Annotated in this window: 17 protein-coding genes; 12 read left to right on the top strand and 5 right to left on the bottom strand. The window is 74.7% G+C overall.

Annotated features, from left to right (window positions below; all coding sequences use genetic code 11):
* A partial coding sequence (locus G6R24_RS07885; protein ID WP_225438251.1) for a DUF5667 domain-containing protein occupies positions 1–1246 on the bottom strand: 1246 nt, incomplete at its 3' end.
* A gap of 112 nt (positions 1247–1358) precedes the next feature.
* Positions 1359–3653 carry a Stk1 family PASTA domain-containing Ser/Thr kinase gene (locus G6R24_RS07880; protein WP_175084710.1) on the bottom strand — a complete coding sequence of 765 codons (2295 nt, stop codon included), beginning with the start codon at positions 3651–3653 and terminating at the stop codon, positions 1359–1361.
* Positions 3654–3976: 323 nt separating this feature from the next.
* On the opposite strand from G6R24_RS07880, the gene G6R24_RS07875 reads away from it, so the two are divergent.
* The 11 genes from G6R24_RS07875 to G6R24_RS07830 all read left to right on the top strand — a co-directional run bounded on the left by G6R24_RS07875 (position 3977) and on the right by G6R24_RS07830 (position 12492).
* Positions 3977–4798 (top strand): thiazole synthase, encoded by an 822-nt coding sequence (locus G6R24_RS07875; protein ID WP_276511382.1) that lies wholly within the window; start codon positions 3977–3979, stop codon positions 4796–4798.
* The gene (thiH, locus tag G6R24_RS07870) at positions 4795–5991 is read left to right on the top strand and encodes a 2-iminoacetate synthase ThiH (protein ID WP_163548498.1); all 1197 of its coding nucleotides are present in this window, start codon (positions 4795–4797) and stop codon (positions 5989–5991) included. Before G6R24_RS07875 ends, thiH begins: the two co-directional genes overlap by 4 nt.
* A 9-nt stretch (positions 5992–6000) precedes the next feature.
* Complete coding sequence (locus G6R24_RS07865) at positions 6001–7269, top strand: NAD(P)/FAD-dependent oxidoreductase (protein ID WP_163548497.1); 1269 nt, start codon at positions 6001–6003, stop codon at positions 7267–7269.
* A 134-nt stretch (positions 7270–7403) separates the two neighbouring features.
* A complete protein-coding gene (locus G6R24_RS23635) occupies positions 7404–8300 on the top strand; it encodes a Gfo/Idh/MocA family protein (protein ID WP_338083934.1) in 897 nt (298 codons plus the stop codon).
* Positions 8266–9162, top strand: a complete 897-nt coding sequence (locus G6R24_RS23630; RefSeq protein WP_338083933.1) for a Gfo/Idh/MocA family protein — start codon at positions 8266–8268, stop codon at positions 9160–9162. Before G6R24_RS23635 ends, G6R24_RS23630 begins: the two co-directional genes overlap by 35 nt.
* A 32-nt stretch (positions 9163–9194) precedes the next feature.
* The gene (locus tag G6R24_RS07855; protein ID WP_244957275.1) at positions 9195–9524 is read left to right on the top strand and encodes an Rv2175c family DNA-binding protein; all 330 of its coding nucleotides are present in this window, start codon (positions 9195–9197) and stop codon (positions 9522–9524) included.
* An 88-nt stretch (positions 9525–9612) separates the two neighbouring features.
* The gene (gene thiS, locus G6R24_RS07850; RefSeq protein ID WP_338084419.1) at positions 9613–9837 is read left to right on the top strand and encodes a sulfur carrier protein ThiS; all 225 of its coding nucleotides are present in this window, start codon (positions 9613–9615) and stop codon (positions 9835–9837) included.
* Positions 9818–10504 carry a thiamine phosphate synthase gene (locus G6R24_RS07845; RefSeq protein ID WP_163548495.1) on the top strand — a complete coding sequence of 229 codons (687 nt, stop codon included), beginning with the start codon at positions 9818–9820 and terminating at the stop codon, positions 10502–10504. The genes thiS and G6R24_RS07845 overlap by 20 nt, the downstream gene beginning before the upstream one ends.
* A 22-nt stretch (positions 10505–10526) precedes the next feature.
* Positions 10527–10898, top strand: a complete 372-nt coding sequence (locus G6R24_RS07840) for a lycopene cyclase domain-containing protein (RefSeq protein WP_163548494.1) — start codon at positions 10527–10529, stop codon at positions 10896–10898.
* Positions 10895–11194, top strand: a complete 300-nt coding sequence (locus G6R24_RS07835) for a lycopene cyclase domain-containing protein (protein ID WP_163548493.1) — start codon at positions 10895–10897, stop codon at positions 11192–11194. The genes G6R24_RS07840 and G6R24_RS07835 overlap by 4 nt, the downstream gene beginning before the upstream one ends.
* Positions 11195–11418: 224 nt before the next feature.
* On the top strand, positions 11419–12492 hold the full coding sequence (locus G6R24_RS07830) for a hypothetical protein (RefSeq protein WP_163548492.1): 1074 nt from the start codon (positions 11419–11421) through the stop codon (positions 12490–12492).
* A gap of 144 nt (positions 12493–12636) precedes the next feature.
* On the opposite strand, the gene G6R24_RS07825 is transcribed toward G6R24_RS07830, so the two are convergent.
* From G6R24_RS07825 to G6R24_RS07815, 3 genes are read right to left on the bottom strand one after another with little or no spacing between them, the layout of a single operon-like run.
* Entirely contained in the window at positions 12637–17346 is a 4710-nt protein-coding gene (locus G6R24_RS07825; protein ID WP_192029109.1) for a hypothetical protein, read from the bottom strand.
* On the bottom strand, positions 17339–18232 hold the full coding sequence (locus G6R24_RS07820; RefSeq protein WP_225438250.1) for a hypothetical protein: 894 nt from the start codon (positions 18230–18232) through the stop codon (positions 17339–17341). The genes G6R24_RS07825 and G6R24_RS07820 overlap by 8 nt, the downstream gene beginning before the upstream one ends.
* On the bottom strand, positions 18229–19902 hold the full coding sequence (locus G6R24_RS07815; RefSeq protein ID WP_225438249.1) for a hypothetical protein: 1674 nt from the start codon (positions 19900–19902) through the stop codon (positions 18229–18231). Before G6R24_RS07815 ends, G6R24_RS07820 begins: the two co-directional genes overlap by 4 nt.
* A gap of 325 nt (positions 19903–20227) precedes the next feature.
* Here G6R24_RS07815 and G6R24_RS07810 point away from each other — a divergent pair, with 325 nt between their 5' ends.
* Positions 20228–21373 carry an MBL fold metallo-hydrolase gene (locus tag G6R24_RS07810; protein ID WP_163548491.1) on the top strand — a complete coding sequence of 382 codons (1146 nt, stop codon included), beginning with the start codon at positions 20228–20230 and terminating at the stop codon, positions 21371–21373.
* Positions 21374–21587 lie beyond the last annotated feature (214 nt).

The raw sequence follows: 21587 nt of genomic DNA, 5'->3' as shown, positions 1-21587 counted from the left end.
GGCCGAGGCCCCGGCGGAACTGGCCGATCAGGTCGACGGCCGCGTGGGCGGCGTCGGTGGTTCCCGGTGGAAGCTCGGTGATCACCACGGCGAGGCTGCTGTTCTGGTCGGCGGTGAAGGTCGCCAGGGCGCGCCAGGCGTCGAGGTTGCCGGCGTCCGCCCGGGCGAGCAGCACCTGGGCGGCTGCCCGCGCCTGTGCGCACCAGGCCCACAGCAGCTTGTTGATCGTGCCCGCGTCCGCGTGGTGACCGCCCATCCCAGGGGTGGACGGATTCGACGGTGCCCCGGACGTCGACGGTGCCCCGGACGTCGACGGTGCCCCGGACGTCGACGCGGATACGGGTGGCCGAGTCGACGTGGTCGCGGGTGCCGATCCCAGCGGTCCGACCTCACCGGTGGGCGCACCGGGACCAGCCGTGGGCGTGGGAACGGGAGCGGCCGGCCCGAGGGGGCCCGCGGGCGGTGTGGGGCCGACCGCGGAGGTCGAGGTGGACGGTCCGGTCGGCGCCGTGGCCGGTGCGGCCGGTAGGGGTAGCGGCAGGGAGCCCGGGCGGCCGGTCGTGGGGCGCCGCGTCGGCGATCCGATGGACGGACGACCGCCGAGGGCGGCGGGAGCGCCGATGGTGAGCAGGCGCAGCTCGGACATGCGCACCCCCGCGACGTCCAGACGGGTCTTGGCGCGGGCGACGGGATCGCGTTCCAGCGACACCTGGAGGTCCTCGACCTGCCGTTTGACCCGGTACAGCGGCTCACCAGGCAGGGCGTCGCGGGCGCTGAGGGCGAGCCCGATCACGGCGATCGCGACGCTCAGACCAGCAGCGATCATCGCCTGGGCGAGGCGGGGCACGCCGACCGTCGACGGACCGGCCCATGCTCGTCGGACCGCCGCCCGCACCCTGTTCCCATGGGGACGCCTCGCCCGGCCAGGCGACTCGGCAGCGGTGGCGGTGGTGGCGTCGGCGGCGGTGGCGTCGGCGAGGTCGGCGAGGATTCGCGCCCGGATGGCGTCGCGCCGGACCGGGTCGAGCCGCGGGCGGGGCAGGGAGCGGGCGGCGTCGGCGAGGGCGAGCAGCCGGGCCTCCTGCGGCCCGGTGGGGGAGGCATGGCCCTCCAGCAGGGCGGCGAACCGGTCGGCCTGGTCGGCCCGTGCCCGGCGGGACAGCAGGCGGCGGATTGGGCGCGCCGCCTGGCTGGCCGACGGGGCCGTGGTGCCGGATACCCGGTCGCGTCTGCGCGCTGCCCTCACGTGCGCTCCCCAGGGGCCGGTCGCGGCGACGTGGAACCGGTCTGGTCGCCCCCGTGCCGGCCAGCCCGTATGTCGGTGCGGTGGCAGGTCGTCGCCGGATTAGCTCTGGCGGCTAGTTACCCCACGACCACACAGTGTTGACCCTTACTGTACTACCTTTCTCGATCTTGGAGCCAGGTTGAGGCGACTGGGCGACCACACGGTCGTTGGGTTGACCGAGGACGGCCGACCGGGTGATCTTCAGGCCGGTGCGGCGCAGGGTGCTCTCCGCCTCACGGTAGGTACTGCCGATCACGCGGGGGACGGCGACCTGCACGCCGCTGCCATCGCCGCCGCCGCTGCCATCGCCGTTCGGGTCGTCCTCGCTCGACGACCGAGCGACGGTCAGGGTGACCTTGGCGTTCGGTGCGATCGGCTGCCCGACCTGCGGGTCGGAGCCGACGACCGAATCGGGCGGGCTGTCGTCGGTGACGACCACCGCGCGTTGCACGACGACCCCGGCGATGCCGAGCGCGTCGATCTTGGCCTTCGCCTCGTCGTAGGACCTGCCGATGATGTCGGCCGGCATCTGCTTGGCGTCCGGCCCGGTCGACATGACCAGCACGACGTTGCTGTGTGGCTGGACCGCCGTGTTGATCGCCGGATCGGTCGAGATCACATGCCCGGCCGGGATGCTGTCGCTGGCCTGGTTGCTGAGGCCGCCCATGACCAGGTTGACCTGGGCGAGCCTGGCGGTGGCCTGCTCCTGGGTGAGGTTGGCCAGGTCCGGGACGCGGACGGTCTCGGGGCCGGTGCTCAGCCGCAACGAGATCGTGGCACCCTTGTCGACCTTGCTGCCGTCGGCCGGGTCCTGCGTGGCGACCTGTCCGGCCGGCACCGTGGCGCTGGCCGCCGCGTCCAGATAGGACCATTTCAGGCCGGAGCCATGCAGGATGGTCTCCGCGTCCGCCTTGCTGACGTTGGTCACCCGCGGAACCCCGACCTTGCTGTCGCTCAGGGTCTGGAGGCCGAGATACCCGAGCAGGAACACCAGGGCCGTCGCGCCGACGACCAGCCACGGGAGAGGGCGCCGCCAGCCGGGGGTGGTCGCCGCCGCCCGTCGCCGGCCATGCGGCGGCCCGGCCGGCCCGCCCTCCGGCTCTGCCTCCTGGACGGTGCCGTCCATCCGCATCGCCATCGACCCGGGCGTGCCGTACCCGCCGGTCCCGCTCTGCGTGGACCTGCCGCCGAACCCGGTGCCGCCCCCAGGCCCGGCCGACCCGTCGTACCCGGAGGTGCCGTCGTACCCGGAGGTGCTGTCGTACATGGCGGTGCCGTCGTACATGGCGGTGCCGGGGTGCGCGCCGCTGCCGCCGGGGTGCAGCCCCTCGGCGGAGTGGTCCATGGCGGCGGTGTCGAGGGGTGCCGGGCCGCTGTGCGGGGAGGGGTACTGGCCGGGGCGGTTCGCCGGCCCGGAGGCCGCCGAGACCTCGATGCCGGTGGCGGCCGCGGGCCGCGGGTCGATCAGCCCGATCCGCCGGACCTCGCCGGTGAAACCGGTAGGATGATCATGATCCTGGGGGAGTAGTGGCCCGAGTCGCAGCAGCTCGTCGAGCAGGGCCGCGCCATCGGACGGGCGGCGCGCCGGGTCGCGGGCGGTGGCGCGCAGCACCAGCGCGTCCAGCTCCGCCGGGATGTCGGCGACGACGCTGGACGGTGCGGGCACATCGCCGTGGACGGACTGGTAGGCCATCGACATCGGGGTGGCGCCGCTGTAGGGCAGCTGGCCGGTCAGCGTCTCGAAGAGCACCACGCCGGCGGCGTAGACGTCACTGCGGGTGTCGGCCGTCCCGAGGGTGACCTGTTCGGGCGCGAGATAGCCGACGGTGCCCATGACGACGCCGTCCGACAGGGCCTGGGACGGCTGGCCCAGCGGCCGGGCGAGGCCGAAGTCGGCGACCTTCACCTGGCCGTCGTCGCCGAGCAGGATGTTCTCGGGCTTGATGTCGCGGTGGATGATCCCGGCGGCGTGCGCGGCCGCGAGTGCCTCGAAGACCGGTTCGAGGATCTCGACCGCCTCGAGGGCGGGCAGTCGGCCGCGCGCGCCGAGGTGCTGGCGCAGCGAACGCCCACGCACCAGTTCCATCACCAGGTAGTTGACCAGCCCGCTGGGGCTGTGGTCGGAACCCTGATCGAGCACGGAGACGACCCGGGACGTGTTCAGCCGGGCGACCGCGCGGGCCTCCCGGTGGAACCGGCCGACGAACTCGGGATCATGGTTGAGGTTGGGATGCATGATCTTGAGCGCGACCAGCCGGTCGAGCCGGTTGTCGTGCGCGACGTACACAGTCGCCATCCCGCCGACGGCGAGCCGCTCCTGTGCCGTGTACCGGCCGTCAAGGAGTCGACCTATGACAGGGTCGGCCACGGTGGCATCCACGCGCCCCAGTTTACGATCGCCCCCCACCGGCACTGCTATCGGACGCCCTGGGCTATTACACCCGTTTTGCCCCCGGCCGCAATGGCCGCACAGCGTACGCCCTGGGTGGCTCTGTGCCGGGTGTCCGAGCGCGGGTGAGGTGCTCGCCCCCGATCGTGGGCGGTCGACCGGTCGACCCCGTGGGGGCGCTCGAGGGCTCGGCTAGACTCGCGCCCGGCTACGGGGAGTCCGCCAAGGTGGGGCGCACCGGCCGGCTGGCGCTGCGGCCGGCGACCCGCACACCCGATCTCGATCATGCGCACGTGGGGAAGATGATCATAATGGACGATCTGGTGATTGCCGGCCAGGCCTATGACAGTCGGCTGCTCGTCGGTACCGGTAAGTTCGCCGCCCATGAGGTGATGCGGGCGAGCCTGCTCGCCTCCGGAGCCCGGATCGTCACCGTCGCCCTGCGCCGGGTCGATCTTGACCGTCTGGGCGAGGGCGATGTGCTCGACTTCGTGCCGCCGGAGCTCACTCTGCTGCCGAACACCTCGGGCGCGGTCGACGCCGGCGAGGCCGTGCGGCTGGCCCGGCTCGGCCGCGCCGCCACCGGCACCGACCTGGTCAAACTGGAGGTCACCCCGGACCCGCGCACCCTGGCTCCCGACCCGATTGAGACGCTGCGCGCCGCCGAACTGCTGGTCGCGGACGGGTTCACCGTCCTGCCGTACTGCTCTGCCGACCCGGTGCTCGCCCGGCGCCTGGAGGAGGCCGGTTGCGCCACGATCATGCCGCTGGGCAGTTGGATCGGGTCCAACCGGGGGCTGCGCACCCGCGACGCGATCGAGGCGATCGTCGCCGGTGCCGGCGTCCCGGTGGTCGTCGACGCCGGGCTCGGCGTGCCCTCGGACGCCGCCGAGGCGATGGAACTCGGGGCGGACGCGGTGCTGGTGAACACGGCGATCGCGGTCGCGGCCGACCCGGAGCTGATGGCCCGGGCGTTCGCGCTCGCGACGATCGCCGGCCGGCTCGGCTACCTGGCGGGTCAGGCTGCGCCCGGCCCGTCGACCGCCGCCGCCCCGTCGTCGCCGCTGACCGGCTTTCTCGGTGCGCTGCCGACGCCGGTCGCGCTGCCCGTGGTCGGCGGGTGAGCACGCCACCGGGGCTGTTCGCCCGGGAACTCGCCGGCCTCGCCATCGCCGACCTCGCTGAACGGTCCCGGCGGGCGAGCCCGGCCCAGGTCGACGCGCTGCTGCGGCGGGTCGCGCCCGCCGGGGCGGATCCCGGCCGGCCCGCGCCGGGCAGCGGCCAGCTGGGCCTCGAGGACCTGGCCGTGCTGCTCTCACCGGCCGCCGGGCAGCGCCTGGAGGAACTCGCCCACGCCGCCCGGACGACGACGCTGCGCCGGTTCGGCCGGGCGGTCCGGCTGTTCGCGCCGCTGTACGTCTCCAACGCCTGCCTGTCGTCCTGCACGTACTGCGGGTTCGCCAAGGGGCTGGCGGTCACCCGGCGCACGTTGGACCTCGACGAGGTCGAGGCCGAGGGGCGGCTGCTGGCCGACCGCGGGTTCCGTCATCTGCTGCTGGTCTCGGGCGAGCACCGGGTGGAGGTGTCCGCGGACTACCTCGTCGGGGTCGTCGAGCGGCTGCGTCCGCTGTTCCCGTCCCTGTCGATCGAGACGCAGACCTGGTCGGACGACACCTACGCCCGGCTGGTGCGGGCCGGGCTCGAGGGGGTCGTGCACTACCAGGAGACCTACGACCGCACCCGGTACGCGCAGGTGCACGTCGCCGGATGGAAACGGGACTACGACCGTCGGCTGTCGTCGTTCGAACGTGCCGCCTCGGCCGGGGCCCGCCGCCTCGGGATCGGCGCCCTGCTCGGCCTCGCCGCGGACTGGCGGGCCGATGTGCTCGCCCTCGGTGCCCACGCCGCGTTCCTGACCCGGCGGTACTGGCGGACCGAGGTGAGCGTGGCGCTGCCCCGGATGAAACCGTCCGCCAGCGCGTTTCCGCCGGTCGTCGTGGTCAGCGACGCGGAGTTCGTCCAGGCCCACGCCGCGTTGCGGTTGTTCGGACCGGATCTGGCACTGTCCCTGTCGACCCGGGAACCGCCGGGTATGCGCGACGGACTGGCCCGGATCGCGGTGACCACGATGAGCGCCGGATCCTCCACGGAACCCGGCGGATACGCGGCGCCCGGCACGGCCGGCGAACAGTTCTCGATCTCGGACGAACGACCGCCCGCCGAGGTCGCCGCGATGCTGGTGGCGGCCGGTTATGAGCCGGTCTGGAAGGACGCCTTCCCGCTCTACGGCGGGAATCTCGCAGGGCAGTCGTACTAAGCTGCGCCGATGCAGCGAATTGTCATTGTCGGCGCCGGTATGGCGGGTGGCCGGGCGGCCGTGGAGCTGCGTAAGCGCGGCTTCGAGGGCGACGTGGTGTTGGTCGGTGCCGAGGCGCACCGCCCCTATGACCGTCCGCCGCTGTCCAAGGCGGTGCTGACCGGGCGGATCGACGACACGACCATCCCGCTGACGCTCGACGGCGTCGAGGTCGTCACCGGGCGCCGGGCCACCGCGCTTCGGCCCGGCACCCTGGAGACCGACGGCGGCCCGCTGGCCTACGACGGGCTGGTGCTGGCGACCGGGTCCGACCCGATCCCGCTGCCCGGTGACGGTCCGGTGCGGGTGCTGCGCACCGTCGACGACGCCCTCGGGCTGCGCGAGGTGCTGCGCCCCGGGCTGCGGTTGGTGATCGTCGGCGCGGGCTGGATCGGTGCCGAGGTGGCGACGACGGCGGCGGCCGCCGGCGTCGAGGTGACCGTGGTGGAAGCGGCGGACACGCCGCTGCGGGCGGCGCTGGGTGCCGAGATCGGCGCGCACACCATCGACTGGTACACCCGCGCCGGGGTCACGCTGCGCCTGGGCGTCTCGGTCGAGCGCACCACGGCGGACGGTCTGGTCCTGGCCGGCGGCGAACTGCTGCCCGCCGACGAGATCCTGGTCGGTATCGGTGCCCGCCCGGATCTTGGCTGGCTCGCCGACAGCGGTCTCGTCCTCGACCGGGGCATCGTCGTGGACGAGTACCTCGCCGCGACCTGGTCGGGGGTGGACGGGCCGCCGGTCGTCGCGGTCGGTGACTGCGCCGCCTGGTGGTCGCGGCGCTACGAGCGGCGGTTGCGGGTCGAGCACTGGGACTGCGCGCAGCATTCCCCCTCGGTGGCCGCGGCGACGTTGCTGCGCGCACCCGGCCTTGGTGCGGCCGCGGCCGACAGTTCCACCGACGCGCCGGCCACCGACGCCGCCGTCTACGACCCGGTGCCGTATTTCTGGTCGGAGCAGTTCGGCCGGATGGTGCAGTACGCCGGCCTGGCCGACTCCGACCATGAGCTGATCTACCGGGGTGACCCGAGTGAACCCGAGCCGCCGGCGGGTACCCGCCCGCCGGGTTGGTCGGCGGGCTGGTTCACCGCGGACGGAACGCTGCGAGCCCTGGTCTCCATCGGGCGTCCCATGGATGTGGCACCGGTGCGGCGACTGCTGGTCGCGGGCGGAACCGTCGATCGCAAGGGATTCGCCGACCTGTCGGTGACGATGAAGGAGCTGGTCGCCGCCGGGTGATTCCGGGGGATTCACGCGATACGCCCGTGGCCGCGGCGAATCGTGTCCAGAGAAAGCGCGACAACCGGTCGGTCAGCCGGTTGCTTCTGCACCCGAATGTGAGCAACGGCGCTTAGCGCACTAGAGTGCCGGGCGTGTCCCGCATTCACCTGGTGTCGAACCTTCCCGGTGTGAACGTGCTCGGCGACCATCTGCGTGCGGCGGGTCTTGGCCCGACCTCGGCGCGGTCGGCCGACGCGTTGCTCGTGCTCATCGACCGACCGCTTGATCACGTCGAGCAGGAGCTGCTCGACCGGGCCCGGCAGTCCGTTCCCGTCCTGCTGGCGGGGCCCACGGTGCGGGCGCTGCCGCCGGGAAGTCCGCTGCTGGAGGCCTCGGGGCTCACCCCTGGGCGGGTGCTGCCGGCGCACGACCTGCACCTGATGCCCGGGCCGCACGGCGGTGCGCTGATGGCCCGCGCGCCGCGGTTCGTCCCGCGGGAGACCTGGGTGCTGCCGGAGAAGGTCGCCGACGATGTCGAGCGGCTGATCCACCTGCGCCACGACGGCACCGAGCACGCGGTGTGCACCTGGCGGCCGGCCACGGGCCTGGGCATGTTCACCCTGGGTGCGGGGCCCGCGGTGCTCGCCGATTCCGCCTACCACCGGCTGGTCGGTCGGTGGCTGCGCCACTGCCTGGGGGTGCCGGACGGGCCACCGGTGCTCGTCGGTCTGCTCGGGCTGCCCGACACCACCGCCGTGCACCAGCCCGCGATCGAGGCCACCGAGGGCCTGGCCCTGACCGCGGTGTGCGACGGTGAACCGCGCCGGACGCCCGCGCACGCCGCGTCCCGGCTGCCCCGCCAGGTCGACGACCCCGACGACCTGGTGCACGACCCCGAACTCGACCTGGTGGTCGTCGCCACCGGCAACCAGTCCCACCTCGACTGGGCCAGCCGGGCGCTGGAAGCCGGTAAGCACGTCGTCGTCCAGGCTCCGTTGTGCCTGGCTCCCGCCGATGCCGATCATCTGGCCGAACTCGCCGCGGCCTAGGACCGCGTGCTCGCCGGGGTCGCTGCGGGTCGCACCGACCCCGGGTTCGAGGTGCTGGCCGCGGCCGTACGGCCGCGGCGCCATCGGTGAGCCGCTGCGGCTGGAGGCGTACCGCGGCGGCTGGAGGCGTCCCACCGGCGGGTGGCGCGACGACGCCGCGAGCAGCGGCGGGCAGCTGTTCGCCCGGGCGACCGGGGCGGTGGAGCAGATCCTCGCCCTGGTGGACGAGCCTGTGGAGAGCGTGACCGCGACGGCGCTCAAGCGGGTCTGGCACCACGTCAGCAACGCCGACCACAGCAGCCTGACGCTGCGTTTCCTCAACGGCGCGCAGGCCCAGATCACCGTCTCCGACCTCACGGTCTGGCCGCGACCCCGGTTGGAGGTCCTCGGGACGACCGGCAGCCTCCTGCTCGACGTGGATCGCGGCGAACAGGACGTGGCCGGGTTCGCGGCCGCGGGCGCGCTGGCCCCGGCCGGTCGCCATGCGGGTGGCCCGTCGGTCGGTAGGGCCGGGTTCTCCACCGTGGGTGGCCCGGGCGGCATGGGTGAGGCTGGGGCAGGGGTGTTTCAGGTCACGGCCGACGGCGTCTGGACCCGGTATCCGATCCCGCTGGTGACCGGCATCGCGCTGGATGGGATCGCGTCGGGTGGCGCCGCGCTGCCATCCAGCGCGTTGGTCGGCGGCGCGTTGGGTGGTGGTGGGGCGGCGGAGGCCTTCTATGGGGCGCTCGCCGATCGGCTGGTGTCCGGCTGGCCGCTGTCGGCGGACATGGGCCTCGCGACCGCCCGTCCCGTGGTGTCGGTGCTGGCCGCGGCCGTGCGGTCGGCGGCGACCGGTGGGGAACCGGTCACACCGGTCTGAGGCCGCCGGCACCACGACATGGGTGTTTACTGATGACCATGGATTGGCTGACCCTGCCCGACGTCGCGGAACAGCTGCGGGTTCCCGTGACCAAAGTCCGGCAGATGGTGAACGAACGTATCGTGCTGGCGCGCCGCCAGGATGGTGTCCTGCGGATCCCGGCGGAGTTCATCCAGGGCGGTGCGGTGGTCAAGGGACTGCCCGGGCTGCTGACGGTGCTCGCCGACGCCGGCTTCACCGACGACGAGGCGATGGACTGGATCTTCCGGGAGGATCCGAGTCTGCCCGGCACCCCGATGCGCGCCCTCGCCGAGAACCGCGGCCGTGAGGTCAAGCGTCGGGCGCAGGCCGCGGCGTACTGATCCGCGCGGCTGGCGGGAACGGTTCACCACGCGGCGGGGCCTGCCGTAGGGTCAGCGCATGGGCAGTCCCGCATCCGAAGCCAGGCCGGTGCCTGAGGTCAGGCCGGGGTCGGTGGCCGTCGTCGTCAACGGAGCACGCCAGCTCGTGGTCGAGGGGCAGTCGCTGACCGACCTGCTGGTCGGGCTGGGGCTGCGGCCGGGGTCGGTCGTCGTGGAGCGTAACGGCGAGGCGCTGACACCCTCCGAGGCGAGTACCGTCCGACTCGCCGACGGCGACGTTCTGGAGATCGTCCGTGCCGTCGCCGGGGGATGACGCGCGGGCCGAGCGGCTACGGCGGTTGGCCGACGCCCGGCTCTACCTGTGCACGCCGCGGCGGGCCGAGTTCAGCCTGTTCCTCGACGCGGTGATCGGTCCACCCGGGCGGGGCGGGGTCGATCTCGTCCAGCTGCGGGAGAAGAGCCTGGAGTGGTCCGACGAGGTGGCGGCGCTGCGTCGCATCCAGGCCGCCGGGGCCGGGCAGGGCACGCTGGTCAGTGCCAACGACCGGGCCGACCTCGCCGCCTTCGCCGGTGTCGACATACTGCATGTCGGGCAGGACGACGTCCCCCCGGAGTTCGCCCGGCGGATCGTCGGGCCGGACGTGCTCATTGGGCAGTCCACCCACAGCCCGCAGGAGTTCGTCAGGGCGCTCGACGATCCGAACGTCGACTACGTGTGTGTCGGCCCCGTGCACGCCACCCCGACGAAGGAGGGGCGCCCGCCGGTCGGGCTGGGTCTACCACTGCTGGCCGCCCGGCACGCCCCGCCGTTCGAGGCGGGCGCCAAACCCTGGTTCGTCACCGGCGGCGTCGCACCGGACACGTTGGATGACATCCTGGCGACCGGGGCGCGTCGGGTCGTCGTCGTGCGCGCCCTGACCGATGCCCCCGACCCGGGGGCGATGGCGGCCGACCTCGCCCGCCGGCTGCGGGCCAGCTGACCCGCCGGATCACCCACGTCCGATGCGGCACCTCGTCTACCTGGCAGTTCTCCTCGGCTGCCTGCTCGGCACGGCTCCGCTGGAGCTGTTTCTCGGCACCCGCGTGTACGCTCGCCCGCGTCGGCTGGCGCTCACCCTGCTGCCGGTCCTCGTCGTCTTCGTCGGCTGGGACGTGTACGCGATCGCCGCCGGGCACTGGACGTTCGATCCGCGTCACATCACCGGCGTCCGGCTGCCGGGCCGGCTGCCCCTCGACGAGGTGCTGTTCTTCGTCGTCGTCCCGGTGTGCGCGATCCTGACGCTGGAGGCGGTGCGGGCGGTGCGCGGCTGGACCGTCGGCGACGAACCCGCGGCCGACCTCGACGGGGCGCCGGCGCGGACCGACCGCCGGTGAGCTACACGGCGCTGGCGGTGCTGGGCGTGGCGGGCGCGGTGGTGGCCGACCTGTGGGTGCTGCGCACCCGGCTGCTCACCCGGCGGGTGTTCTGGGTCACCTACGCGATCGTGGTCTGCGGGCAGCTGGCGGCCAACGGCGTGCTGACCGGGCTGCGGATCGTCCGCTACGACCCGGGTGCCATCCTCGGGCCGCGGATCGTGTTCGCCCCGGTCGAGGATCTGCTGTTCGGGTTCGCCCTGGTGACCTGGACGCTCGTCTGGTGGGTCTGGTGGGGCCGCCGAGGGGTCAACTAGCAAACCACAGCCGCCGCGTGATCTGCGTGAAACTGAGTGAATTGTTGACGGAGGTGGTGACAGGAACGAGTCATTTGGCCCTGGGGAGGTGACCCGTCGCTCTAGCCTCGACCCTAATGACGCGGGATGTTGCGGGAGATGCTGTTCCGACCGGACGCCACCGGTCGCCCTGGGGCCGTTCGGGTCGCATCCTGCCGATCCGGTGGGGGCGGATCGGCGCCGCGGTGCTGGCGCTGGTCCTGGTGCTGGCAGGCCTCGTCCTGGTGCGCCTGCGGCTGGACGAGAGCGGCCATCAGGGCCGCACCGGCGCGCCGGGCGAACGGCGGGCGATGACCGGCACCGCGGCGCCGGACGTGCTCACCGCCGCGCCCGGCTCCCCACGTCCGCGCAGCGGCGCGGCCGCCGGCTCGGCCGCGCCCGGCGCCGCCACGGCGAGCCCACCCGACGGCCAGCCGGGCAGCACCGACGGCGTCGCCGGCACCGCGGTCGGCCCGCCCGCCGGGCGACCGAGTGCCACCGGCGGCCCACCGACGGCCCGGCCGGTCGGAGCGGTGCTGGGGCTGAGCGTCACCCGGGTCGACCTGGGCACGGTCGACTCGACCTGGCGGCTGGACCTGCGCGGGGAGGGCACGGCACCGGTCGATGTCGTGGTCGGTCGGACGCCGTCGTGGCTGGCCGTCGTCGCGGACACGCCGCGGGTCAACCCGGGTGCGAGCGTCCCGCTGGTGATCAGCCTGAACCGGTCGGCGGCCCCGGTGGGCACGCTGGACGTCTCGGTCCCGGTCAGCGCCGGCAACGGCACTGGCGGCGCGGACCTGCGCATCACCGCCCGGGTGGACGGCTCACCGCGGGTCGAGTCGGCGACCGCCACCCCGAACCGCATCACCCGCGCGGGCTGCCCGGCCCCGGCGGCCGCCGGCGCCGCCGCGCCCGTGACCTCCGCCGCGCCCGCCACCGGCGGGTCCGCCGCCACCCCCGGACCGACCGGCGCCAGCGGGGCCGGTGCCGGGGCGGACACCGCGGCGGCACCGGTAAGCACGGACACGACGACGGTGACGGTGACGGCGGTGGACGAGACGGGCGTGCGGTCAGCCCGCCTGACCGGGACGTTTCCCGACGGTCGAACCCTCGACCAGCCGCTGACCCTGGGCCCGGCCACCGGCGACCGCACGACCTGGACGGCGAGACTCGTCGCCCAGAGCACCGGGACGATCGCCTACACCGCCGTCGTCACCAGCATCACCGGCCGCACCGCACAGGCCTCGGGAACCGTCGCCGTCCTGCCCTGCCCGGCCTGACCGGCGGGCGCCGAACATGATGGTGCCGCCCGGCTCGGGGGGGCCGGGCGGCCTGTCCCATGATGACAGGCTCGCGGATTCCCGCCAAGCCCGACGCAGGTTCCCTGACCGCGAATCGCGATCACCGAAACGAGTAACGCCAGCTCACGGCGCCTCGCCCTGGCTTTCGACGGCGATTGTGGACACCCCGGCTAACGACGGTGGCATGGCCAGCGTGTGCTGGGTGGGTGTGGGGAGGGGGCGTGTGTACAGGCGCGTCGCGGTCACGGTGCCGAGTGGGGTGGCGGCCGCCGGGGGTGCGGCGATGAGGCCGGGGCGCAGCCGTTCGGTGACGCGCAGATACTTGCGTCCGGCTCGCAGGTCGGCGTCGTTGCGCAGCCGGACGATCAGGGGGAACGCGGACAGCGCCGCCGTGTCGAACAGTCCGGTGGTGTAGACGAGCTGGACGCCGAGCCGGTCGGCGACGGCGAGTTGCAGGTCCAGCAGGTAGCCGGCGCTGGCCCGGCCGATCGGGTTGTCCAGGAACAGCACACCGGCGTGCGCGGCGCGGACCTGCCCGCGGTCGTTGGCGCGCAGCGCCGCCATGGTGCAGTACAGGATGATCGCCGTGGTGAGCTGCTGACCGCCGGAGAACACGTCACCGAGGTCGCTGACCCGGACCCGCTCGGTGCGCAGCACCGCGTCCGGTTTGAGGATCTCGACCCGCACCCCGCGTGGCTGCGCGGCCCGCACGCCGCGTAGCAGCAGAGCCATCCCGTCGCGGCGGGCGCCGATGGCGGCGGCCGTCTCGTCGACGACCCGGCCGAGTGCCTCGGTCAGTTCTCGGTCGTCGGGTTCGGCGAAGGTGACGCGCAGGAACTCCTGACCGGACCAGTCCCCGAGCCGTTCGGGCAGGCGGGAGAGCCGTCCGGCGGCTCGCAGGGTGCCAAGCGCGGCCCGGACCATGCCCTCCAGCCGGGCGACGATGGCCTCACGGTTGCGGCCGATGTGCGCGAGATCGTCGGAGAGGCTGCGTAGCCGTGGTTCGAGTGCCGCCGACCAGGCCGAGGCGTGGTCGGCGACCGTCTCCTGGCCGGCACGCGTCATCTGCCGCCGGGCCGGGGCGGAGACCTGGTCGAACTCGTCCTGGGCCGCCCAGGCGGTGACGGCTTCGGCCGCCGTCCGCACGTCCGCCGCCGCCCGCCCGTGGGTCGCGGCGCTGTCGCGCCAGGCCGCTCGCAGCGCGCGGGCCTGTTCCCGGGCGTCGCCCGCGTCCCCGTCGAAGGGGACGGCCGGCGCCGCCGCGGTGTCGCCGCCCTGGTTGGGCGGCCGGGTGGCGGGCAGGTCGGCGAGGTTCTCGGTGACGGCCTCGAGCGCCGTGAGCTCCTCGACGATCCGGGCGGAACCCTCGAGCAGGGCCTCCGCACCGGCTCGGGCCTGGGCGTGCGCCGCCTCGGCCCGGTCGACGGCGCTGGTCGCGGCGTGCAGCAGCTCGGCGGCCTCGGCCTGGCTGGCCGGAACGCGTCCGGCGGCCAGGGGGGCGGCGCCGAACCGGCGGGCCGTCTCGGTGGCGGTGCGCAGCTCCTCGCGCAGGGCGCCGAGCCGTTCCCGGGCGTCGTCGAGTTCGGCGCCGAGGGTGGCGGCGGTCTCCCGGGCCCGGGTCTCCCCGGCGAGCCGGGCCGCGCCGTCCCCACCGCTGACGCCCGCGAGCAGCGCCGCGGCCCGGGTCCGCACGGTCGCGCCGACGGCGTCGAGGGTGCCGCGCAGCGCCGCCTCCTCCCGCCGGGCCCGGTCGAGCTCGCCGCGCAGGTCGGCACCGACCTCGACCTGCGCGTAGGTGCGGCTGGTCGCCTCGTAGGCGACCCGTAGGACCGCGACCGCAGGCGCCGGCGGGGACGTCGCCGGGTCCGCGGGATCGGCGGCCGCGGCGCCGAGGACACCGGCCGCCTCGGCGCGGGCCGCCGCGGCGTTGCGGAGCGCCTCGTCGGCCCGGCGGACGGCCTGGGCCGCGGCCCGTCGGGCGACGCCGGCGTGTTCCTGCGCGGCGCGGGCCGCGGCGAGGGCGTCCTCGGCGATGGCGGCGGCCCGCGCCGCCTCCCGTTCGAGGCCGGCCGGCTCACCGACGGTGCGCGCCAGCCGGTCCAGCGTGCCGGCCCGCGCGGTGGCCGCCTCCGCGGCGGCGCGCAACGGCTCGACGTCCTCGAGCGCGTCCCGGGCGCCGCGCTCCGCCTGGGCGACGGCGTCGTGGGCGTGGGCCAGCCGGGTTCGAGCGGCGTCGACGGCGTCGTGCGCGGTGGACACCTCGGTGGCCAGCCGCGCCGGCTGACCGGGTGGCCAGGCGCGCAGCCAGGCGGCGAGGGCCACGGCGAGGTCACGGTCGGCGGTGATCCGGGCGAGCGCGGCCGCCGCCTGTTCCGTCCGCTCGTCCTGCCGGGCGCGGATCCGCTCGCGTTCCGTCGCCGCCGCGGCCGGGTCGAACAGTGCCGGGTTGGGGCGGACGAGGACGACCCGCTCCCCGTCGACGACCGGGTCCTGGCCCGTCGCCGCCGCGGTGAGGTCCTCGGCGAGACCGACGGCGACGAGCGTGTCGGGTAGCAGCGCCGCCTCGGCCAGCGCCTCGCCCACCCGGGCGAGGCCGGTCCGGTCGGTGACGACGACTCCGTCGACCAGGTGCGGACGGGCCCGCACGATCCGGTCGCGTTCGCCGGCGGGCACGGTGTGGGCGAGCCGGGTCCAGCCGGCGACCGCGGCGATCCCGGCGTCCCGCAGCGCCTCGACGGTGGCGGTGACCTCGGCTCGGGCCGGACGCAGACCGTCGCCGCCGAGGGCGCCGAGCAGCCGCCGATCGCGGTCGGCGGCGACGGACAGTTCCAGCTGCCGCGCCTCGGCTGACCGGATCGCCGCGGCGAGCTGCCGCGCCGCGGCCTCGGCGAGGGCGGCCAACCTGCTGGCCGCCCCGAGCGTGCCGCCGTTCGCCGGGTCGTCGTCGGGACCGAGCAGGGCGGCGATCCGGCCGTCGGCGAGCAGCGCGGCCGCGCCGGTGTCGGCGGCGCTGACCTGGGTGCGGAGCTGGTCGAGGGTGTTCTCGGCGAGGGCGAGGGCCCGTTCGGCGTCGCGCCGTTCGGCCTCCACCGCGGTGCGGTCCTGGGCGCGGGCGGCGGCGCTGAGCGCGTCGCGGACGGCCACCCGGGCCTGTTCGGCCTCGGCGGCGGCCTGCCGCGCCTGGGCGGCCGGGTCGGTGCCGCCGGGGCTGACCAGCCCGTCCCGGACGGCGGTGGCCAGCGCGTCGCGTGCCGCCGCGCTCTGCTCCCGGAGGGCCTGCTCGCGGGCACGGGCGGTCGCGGCGTCGTCGGCGGCCCGCCGGGCGCTGTGTTCGGCCGCCCGCGCCCGCTGTTCGTGCTCGGCGCCGTCGCGCTGGGCCGCGCGGGCCGCGTCGTCGGCGGCCTCTGCGAGGTGGCGCAGGCCGCGTAGCAGGTCGCGGGCGGCGGCGTCCCGGTCGGCCAGCGCCGTGGCGGCGGCCCCCTCGGCGTCGGTGGCGAGCAGGGTCAGCCGGGTGGCCTCGGCGCTGGCCGCCTCGAGGCGCAGCACGTCCTCGACGGCCCGCCATGCGTCGATCTCGGTGCCCGCGTCGGCGACGGCCGCGGCGAGCCGGTCCCGCTCGGCGATCGCGTCGTCGACGCGCAGTTCGACGCCGCGTCGGCGCAGCGCGAGCACCTCGCCGTGGGCCCGGGCGCGGGCCTGAGCGGCGTCCCGTTCCGCGCCGCGGGCCGCGTCCAGCTGGGCGTCCAGACCCGCCCGCGCGGCCTCGTCGCGGCGTAGCCGGGCGCGCAACCGGTCGTGCAGGTCGCCGGTGCGGGCGGCGGTGCCGGCGTGGACCCGCGCCGCGGCGGTGCGCTGCGCCACCGCGGTGACCAGCGGTGCGAGCCGTTCCAACGCCCCCTGGACGAAGTCGCGTTCGGCGCTGAGCACCGCCCGTTGGGCCAGCCGCGCCGCGTACCCGTCGACGACGTCGGCGAGGCCGTCCGGATCCTCGGTGGCGGTGACCGCGCGCAGCAGGAACTCGACGAACTGTTCGTCGCTGCCGAAGGAGAACGCCTCCGCGGCCTCACCCTCGCCGGCGTTCATCGCCCGCTGGTAACGGAAGAGCTCCGGGTCGAGACCGAGCGTGTCGAGCTGTTCGCTCCACGCGCCCTGCTGGGTCACCCAGGCCAGTTCCAGTGCGGGCTCGAGGGTGTGCGCGTCCTGCAACCGGGTGCGGAACCCGGACAGCGTGACATGACGTCCCGCCTCGGTGAACGGCAACCTGTCGATGCCCGTCCCGGACGTCCCGGACGCCCGGCCGTCGTCGGCTTCGCTGGTGGGACGCAGCGAGTACCAGGCCTCGGTGGGCCGTCCGGCGTTCGCGCCGCGCCCGCGCCACTCGCTGACCTTGCCGGTCAGCAGGCGTCGCCCGGTGACGGCGTGCTGCCATTCGCAGACGACGTGGCCGGTGTCACCGGGCAGGACGAAGTTGTCCAGCACCCGTCCGTTGGACGTGCCGACCACCTGGCGTCGTCCCGGCAGGACCACCGAGAAGATCAGTTTGATCAGGACGCTCTTGCCACCCCCGTTCTCCAGGAACAGCACCGACGCTGGGGACGGCCGCCGCGGCCGCACGTCCCTCGCGCCGGCCGCGGCGGATCGCGGGGCGGCACCCGCCATGGGTGCCGGGCCGCCACCCGTGGTCGAGCCCTGGGGCGGGGCGGTGGTGAAAAGGGCGTCCTGGCGGGGCCCGGTGACCTCGTCGCCGACGCCGGAGAAGTCCAGCGTGACGTCGGCGAACCGGGCGCCGGGTGGCCCGATGGCGTGCAGCCGCACCCGGGAGAGCTCATACATCGGCGGACTCGGGATCGTCGGTGGAGCCGAGGCTGTCGGGGGAGCCGGGGGAGCCGGGACTGTCGGGGGAGCCGAGGCTCGCGGCGGAACCGGGCAGGGTCGGTTCGTCCGGGCGGACCTGGAGGGTGCCGGAGCCATCGGTGACGGTGACGACACCGAGCGCCAGCAGCTCCTCGAAGGCGGCGTCCGCGGCGAGTTCGCGGACCTGGACCTGATAGCGCCCGGTGGTGCGGAACGTGCCGCCGGCCTGGTCGCCGACGTGGACGAGGCAACCCGAGTCGACCAGGAAGTTCATCGCCCGCGCGACGATGCCGGTGGTGGAGCCGGCGAGCCGGCGGGCGTCGCGGGTGCTGCCGGTGGACGCCCGCCGGGCGTACAGCCGCCACGCCGCTTCCAGCCGCGGCGCGTCCACCGGCGGGTCGAGGGTGAGGTCGTCACCGTCGCAGCGTTCGGCGAGCAGCCGGCAGGATTCGCGGACGAACGCGTCGACGCCGTGCACACTGACCCGCCCCACATAGGACGCGTCGGCGAGATCCGCCGGTCGGGGGAAGGCGAGGGCGGCCACGGCCAGCTGGGCGAGCGCGTGCAGCAGCCGGTCGGCGGCCCGGTGCTCCCCGCCGGCCCGCCGGGCGTAGTCACCGATCCGCACGGTGAACGCGGACTCGGCCGCACCCGCCGGCACGATCCCGGCCCGTTCGGAGACGTCCAACACGATCAGCCCGAGGCCCGCGGCGATCGCCTGGGTGAGCGCGGCGAACCCGTCGTCCGCCAGATAACGGCGGACCAGCTCGCGATAGTCGGGCTCCCGCGCCGGCACCAGCCGTGGCCGCAGCCCGAACGACAACAGCCGGGCCGCGTCCTGCGCCCCCCGCAGCGCCTCGCTCATCGCGCCGACTCCGCGGCCAGCGCCCGAGTCGGCTTCGGCTTCGGCTTCGGCTCAGATGCGAGCGCGGGCTCGGACCTCGTCGCGGGGCCGGGTTCCGGTTCGGTCTCCGGCTGGACGAGCCAGGCGCGTCCGACCAGCAGGTCCGCTCCGCCGATGCGCGGGTCGGACAGGGGCGTGCCGTCATCGACGGCGATCATCAGGGTCGGGTCCCCGGCCTGGCGGGCCGGCTCGATGCGCGGACTGACCGCGTGCAGTGCCAGCAGCGCCACCAGCTCCGCCACCTCGTCACCACCGCCGACCGTCCCACCGCCGACCGTCCCACCGGCGGTGATCCGGCGGGCGTCGGCGAGCAGCGCGGACAGCCGGCGCGGGCCGGACGGGTCGAGGTCGAGCAGTTCCAGGGCCCGGGCCCAGGTGTCGTCGTCGAAGCGTGGCGGTTCGACGAGTTCCACCAGGTCGGCCTCGACGACCTCCGCGCCGAGCACCTCACGGTCGAGCGGGGGACGCAGCAGCAGATCGACAAGATCGAGTACCCGGGGCGCCCGCGGGGTACGCACGCCGACCGCACCGGGAAAGAAGGCGACCGCGGGCCGCTCGGCCGCACCCGCGGGCAGCGCCAGGGTGGGCAGCAGCAGTTCGGCGTGCAGGTCGATTCCGCCGCGGGCCGATGACACGGCGAACTGCTGGCGGTCCTGCTCGGCGCGGAACACCCCACCGGCCTCCAACAGCCTGGCCTGCAGCTGGGTGTGCCGGCGGATGCAGTCACCCACGATGGTGACCAGGTCGGCCGCCTGCCGCTTGTGGTCCGGGTCGTCGGCGGAGTCGCGATAGCGACGGATGTGGGTCAGGATCGCGTTCTCGTACCGGTAGCGCTGCTCGACGTGGTGCAGCGCCTCGTCGATGAGCGTGGGCATGGCCTCCAGCCAGTCGACGGCGAGGACGTTGCGCCTGGTCGCCTCGAGTCGGCCCCGCAGCTGCTCGGCGTACTGCACCGTGCGGTAGCGCGCGGCCTCGGCGGCGGCCCGGGCGTCGGCGAGCCGGCCGCGGCGGATCAGCGTGTCGAGCGCGACCTCGGCGGCGATCTGCGCCGAGGTGATGTCGGTGTCGAGCGCGCCGACCAGCACCGTCACCGCCTCGTCGGTGGCGCGCAGGTAGATGTCGCCGGCCGGGTCGGCCAGCTCCACCAGCAGCTTGAAGTCGAACCGGCGCCGGACGTAGCGACCGTCGGCGTGCACGGTTCCGTAACCGGCGTCGAACCCGCGGTTGACGTTGCCGACGTTGATCAGGCTGTGCAGCACCCAGGACGCCACCCGCTCGTGCTCGGCCGCGGGCCGTTCGGGCGCCTGCGCCGCGGCCAGGGGCACCAGCCGCCGCAGCACCTGATCGTGATCGGCCCCATGGTCGAAATCCATCGACACGGTGACCTGGTCGATCGCGTGCAGGCCGAGCTCGGCCATCGCGTACCTGGAGAAATCCGCCGTGCTCTCGTCGCCCGCACCGGCGCCCACCAGATGCGCCTTGCGGACATCAAGATCGTGGAGCGGCTGGGTCAGCGCGAGCGCCTTGAGTCGGCGCACCATCCCGACATCCCCGACGAGCCCCATCGCCACCGGCGACGACATCGACGACGCCACCGGGGGCGGCACGGGGGACGAGGTGGGCTCGATCATCGCCTCCGACACTAACGGGTGGCTCCGACAGTTCTGTCGTCCACCCGAACGGGGACCCCGCTGCCGTGGCCCGTCGGTGGTCCGGGTGGGAAGGGCCCGGTTGACCTGCGTCGCCGCCCAAGAGTGCGCATCGTGGCGTCATCACATCGCGCGAAGCCGCAGCGTCCGGGTGGCTGTGTCCGTCCCCACGGGAGCGCGGGGCTTCGGGCCGTCCGGGCGGGCACGGGACGTCCATACGCTCGTGATGGATCCGGTGCAGGCGTCAGGCGTCGCCGTGCGGCCCGACCGCCGTCGACTCCCCTGACCGTATGGAGGCACGACGCCCATGACCACGACGCCCGACGCTTCCCCCAAAGCCCCAACCCCGCGCACCCCTACGTCGGCCAGTTCGGCCACCTCGACCAGGTCGGCTCCGAACGCCCCAGCTCCCCGCACCGCGACGTCCACCATCTCGACGCCGCCCGGTACCGCCGCGGTGCCGGTCCAGCGCCGGGCGTTGCCGCCGGTGGAGCAGATTCGCCCGGGGCTGTGGAGCGTGCCCGTCCCGCTGCCGGTGCGCCGGCCGGCGTACATGTTCGTGTACGTCTTCGAGACCGCGGTCGGTCCGTACCTGGTCGACGCCGGCTGGGATCACGACGAGGCCTTCGCCGCCTTGGAGGCCGGCCTCGCCACGATCGGCACGTCCGTCGCCCAGGTGCGGGGCATCCTCGTCACCCACGCGCATCCCGACCACTACGGGCTGGCGCACCGGGTCCGGGCGGCCAGCGGCGCCTGGATCGCGCTGCATCGGCTGGAGGCGGCGGCGCTGCACCACAGCGAGATGATCCGGGACGCCGAACTCGCCGCCATGCTCGTCGACGCGGGCGCTCCCGACGACGTCACCGCCGAGCTGCTCGCCCGCGACCCGCTGCCGATCGCCACGGTGCGCCCGCCGGACCAGCTGATCTCCGACGGCGACCGCCTCGACGTACCCGGCTGGTCCCTGCACGCCCTGTGGACGCCCGGTCACACCCCGGGCCACCTGTGCTTCTGGGAGTCCGAGCAGCGGCTGCTGGTGTCCGGCGACCACGTCCTGCCGGCCACGATCATCAGCACCCCGCTGCCGAGCCCCACGAACCCGGATCCGCTCGGCGACCACCTGCGCTCGCTGTCCCGGCTGCGGGGGCTGGGCGCCGACCTGGTCCTGCCCGCGCACGATCACCGCATCACCGACCTGGACCAGCGCCTGCTCGAACTCGAGGCCTGTCACCGCGCCCGGATGACCGAGCTTGTCGAGGGCCTGCGCGCCGGCGTCGGCACCGTCTGGGAACTGGCCTCCCTGGTCAGCTGGCACCGCCCGTTCACCGAGCTGCGCGCCATCGCGATGCAGATCGCCGTCCAGGACACCCTGTCCTACCTGGCCGCGCTCGCCGCGACCGGTATCGCCACCGTCGAGGACGCCACCCCCACCCGCTGGCGCCTCATCACCTGACCATCCCGCACCACCCGACCATCGCTGTCCGTCGGCATCCGGGGCGCTGTCTGACCATCCCGCGTCTCCCAGCGCCCTGACATCCATCCGCAGTCCGGCGTGGACGCCCCATGGCGCGCCGACCGATGAGAGCGCGCTACGGGGGTCGGACGTCGGGTGTCGGGTCGCCGACGTCGCGGGCGACCGGGCGGGGGATGTCGGGGCGGTTGCGTCG

The organism is Candidatus Frankia nodulisporulans (assembly GCF_902806475.1).
Taxonomy (GTDB): domain Bacteria; phylum Actinomycetota; class Actinomycetes; order Frankiales; family Frankiaceae; genus Frankia; species Frankia umida.
Note: the sequence above shows the minus strand (reverse complement) of the source record. Positions and strands in the feature narration are given on the sequence as shown.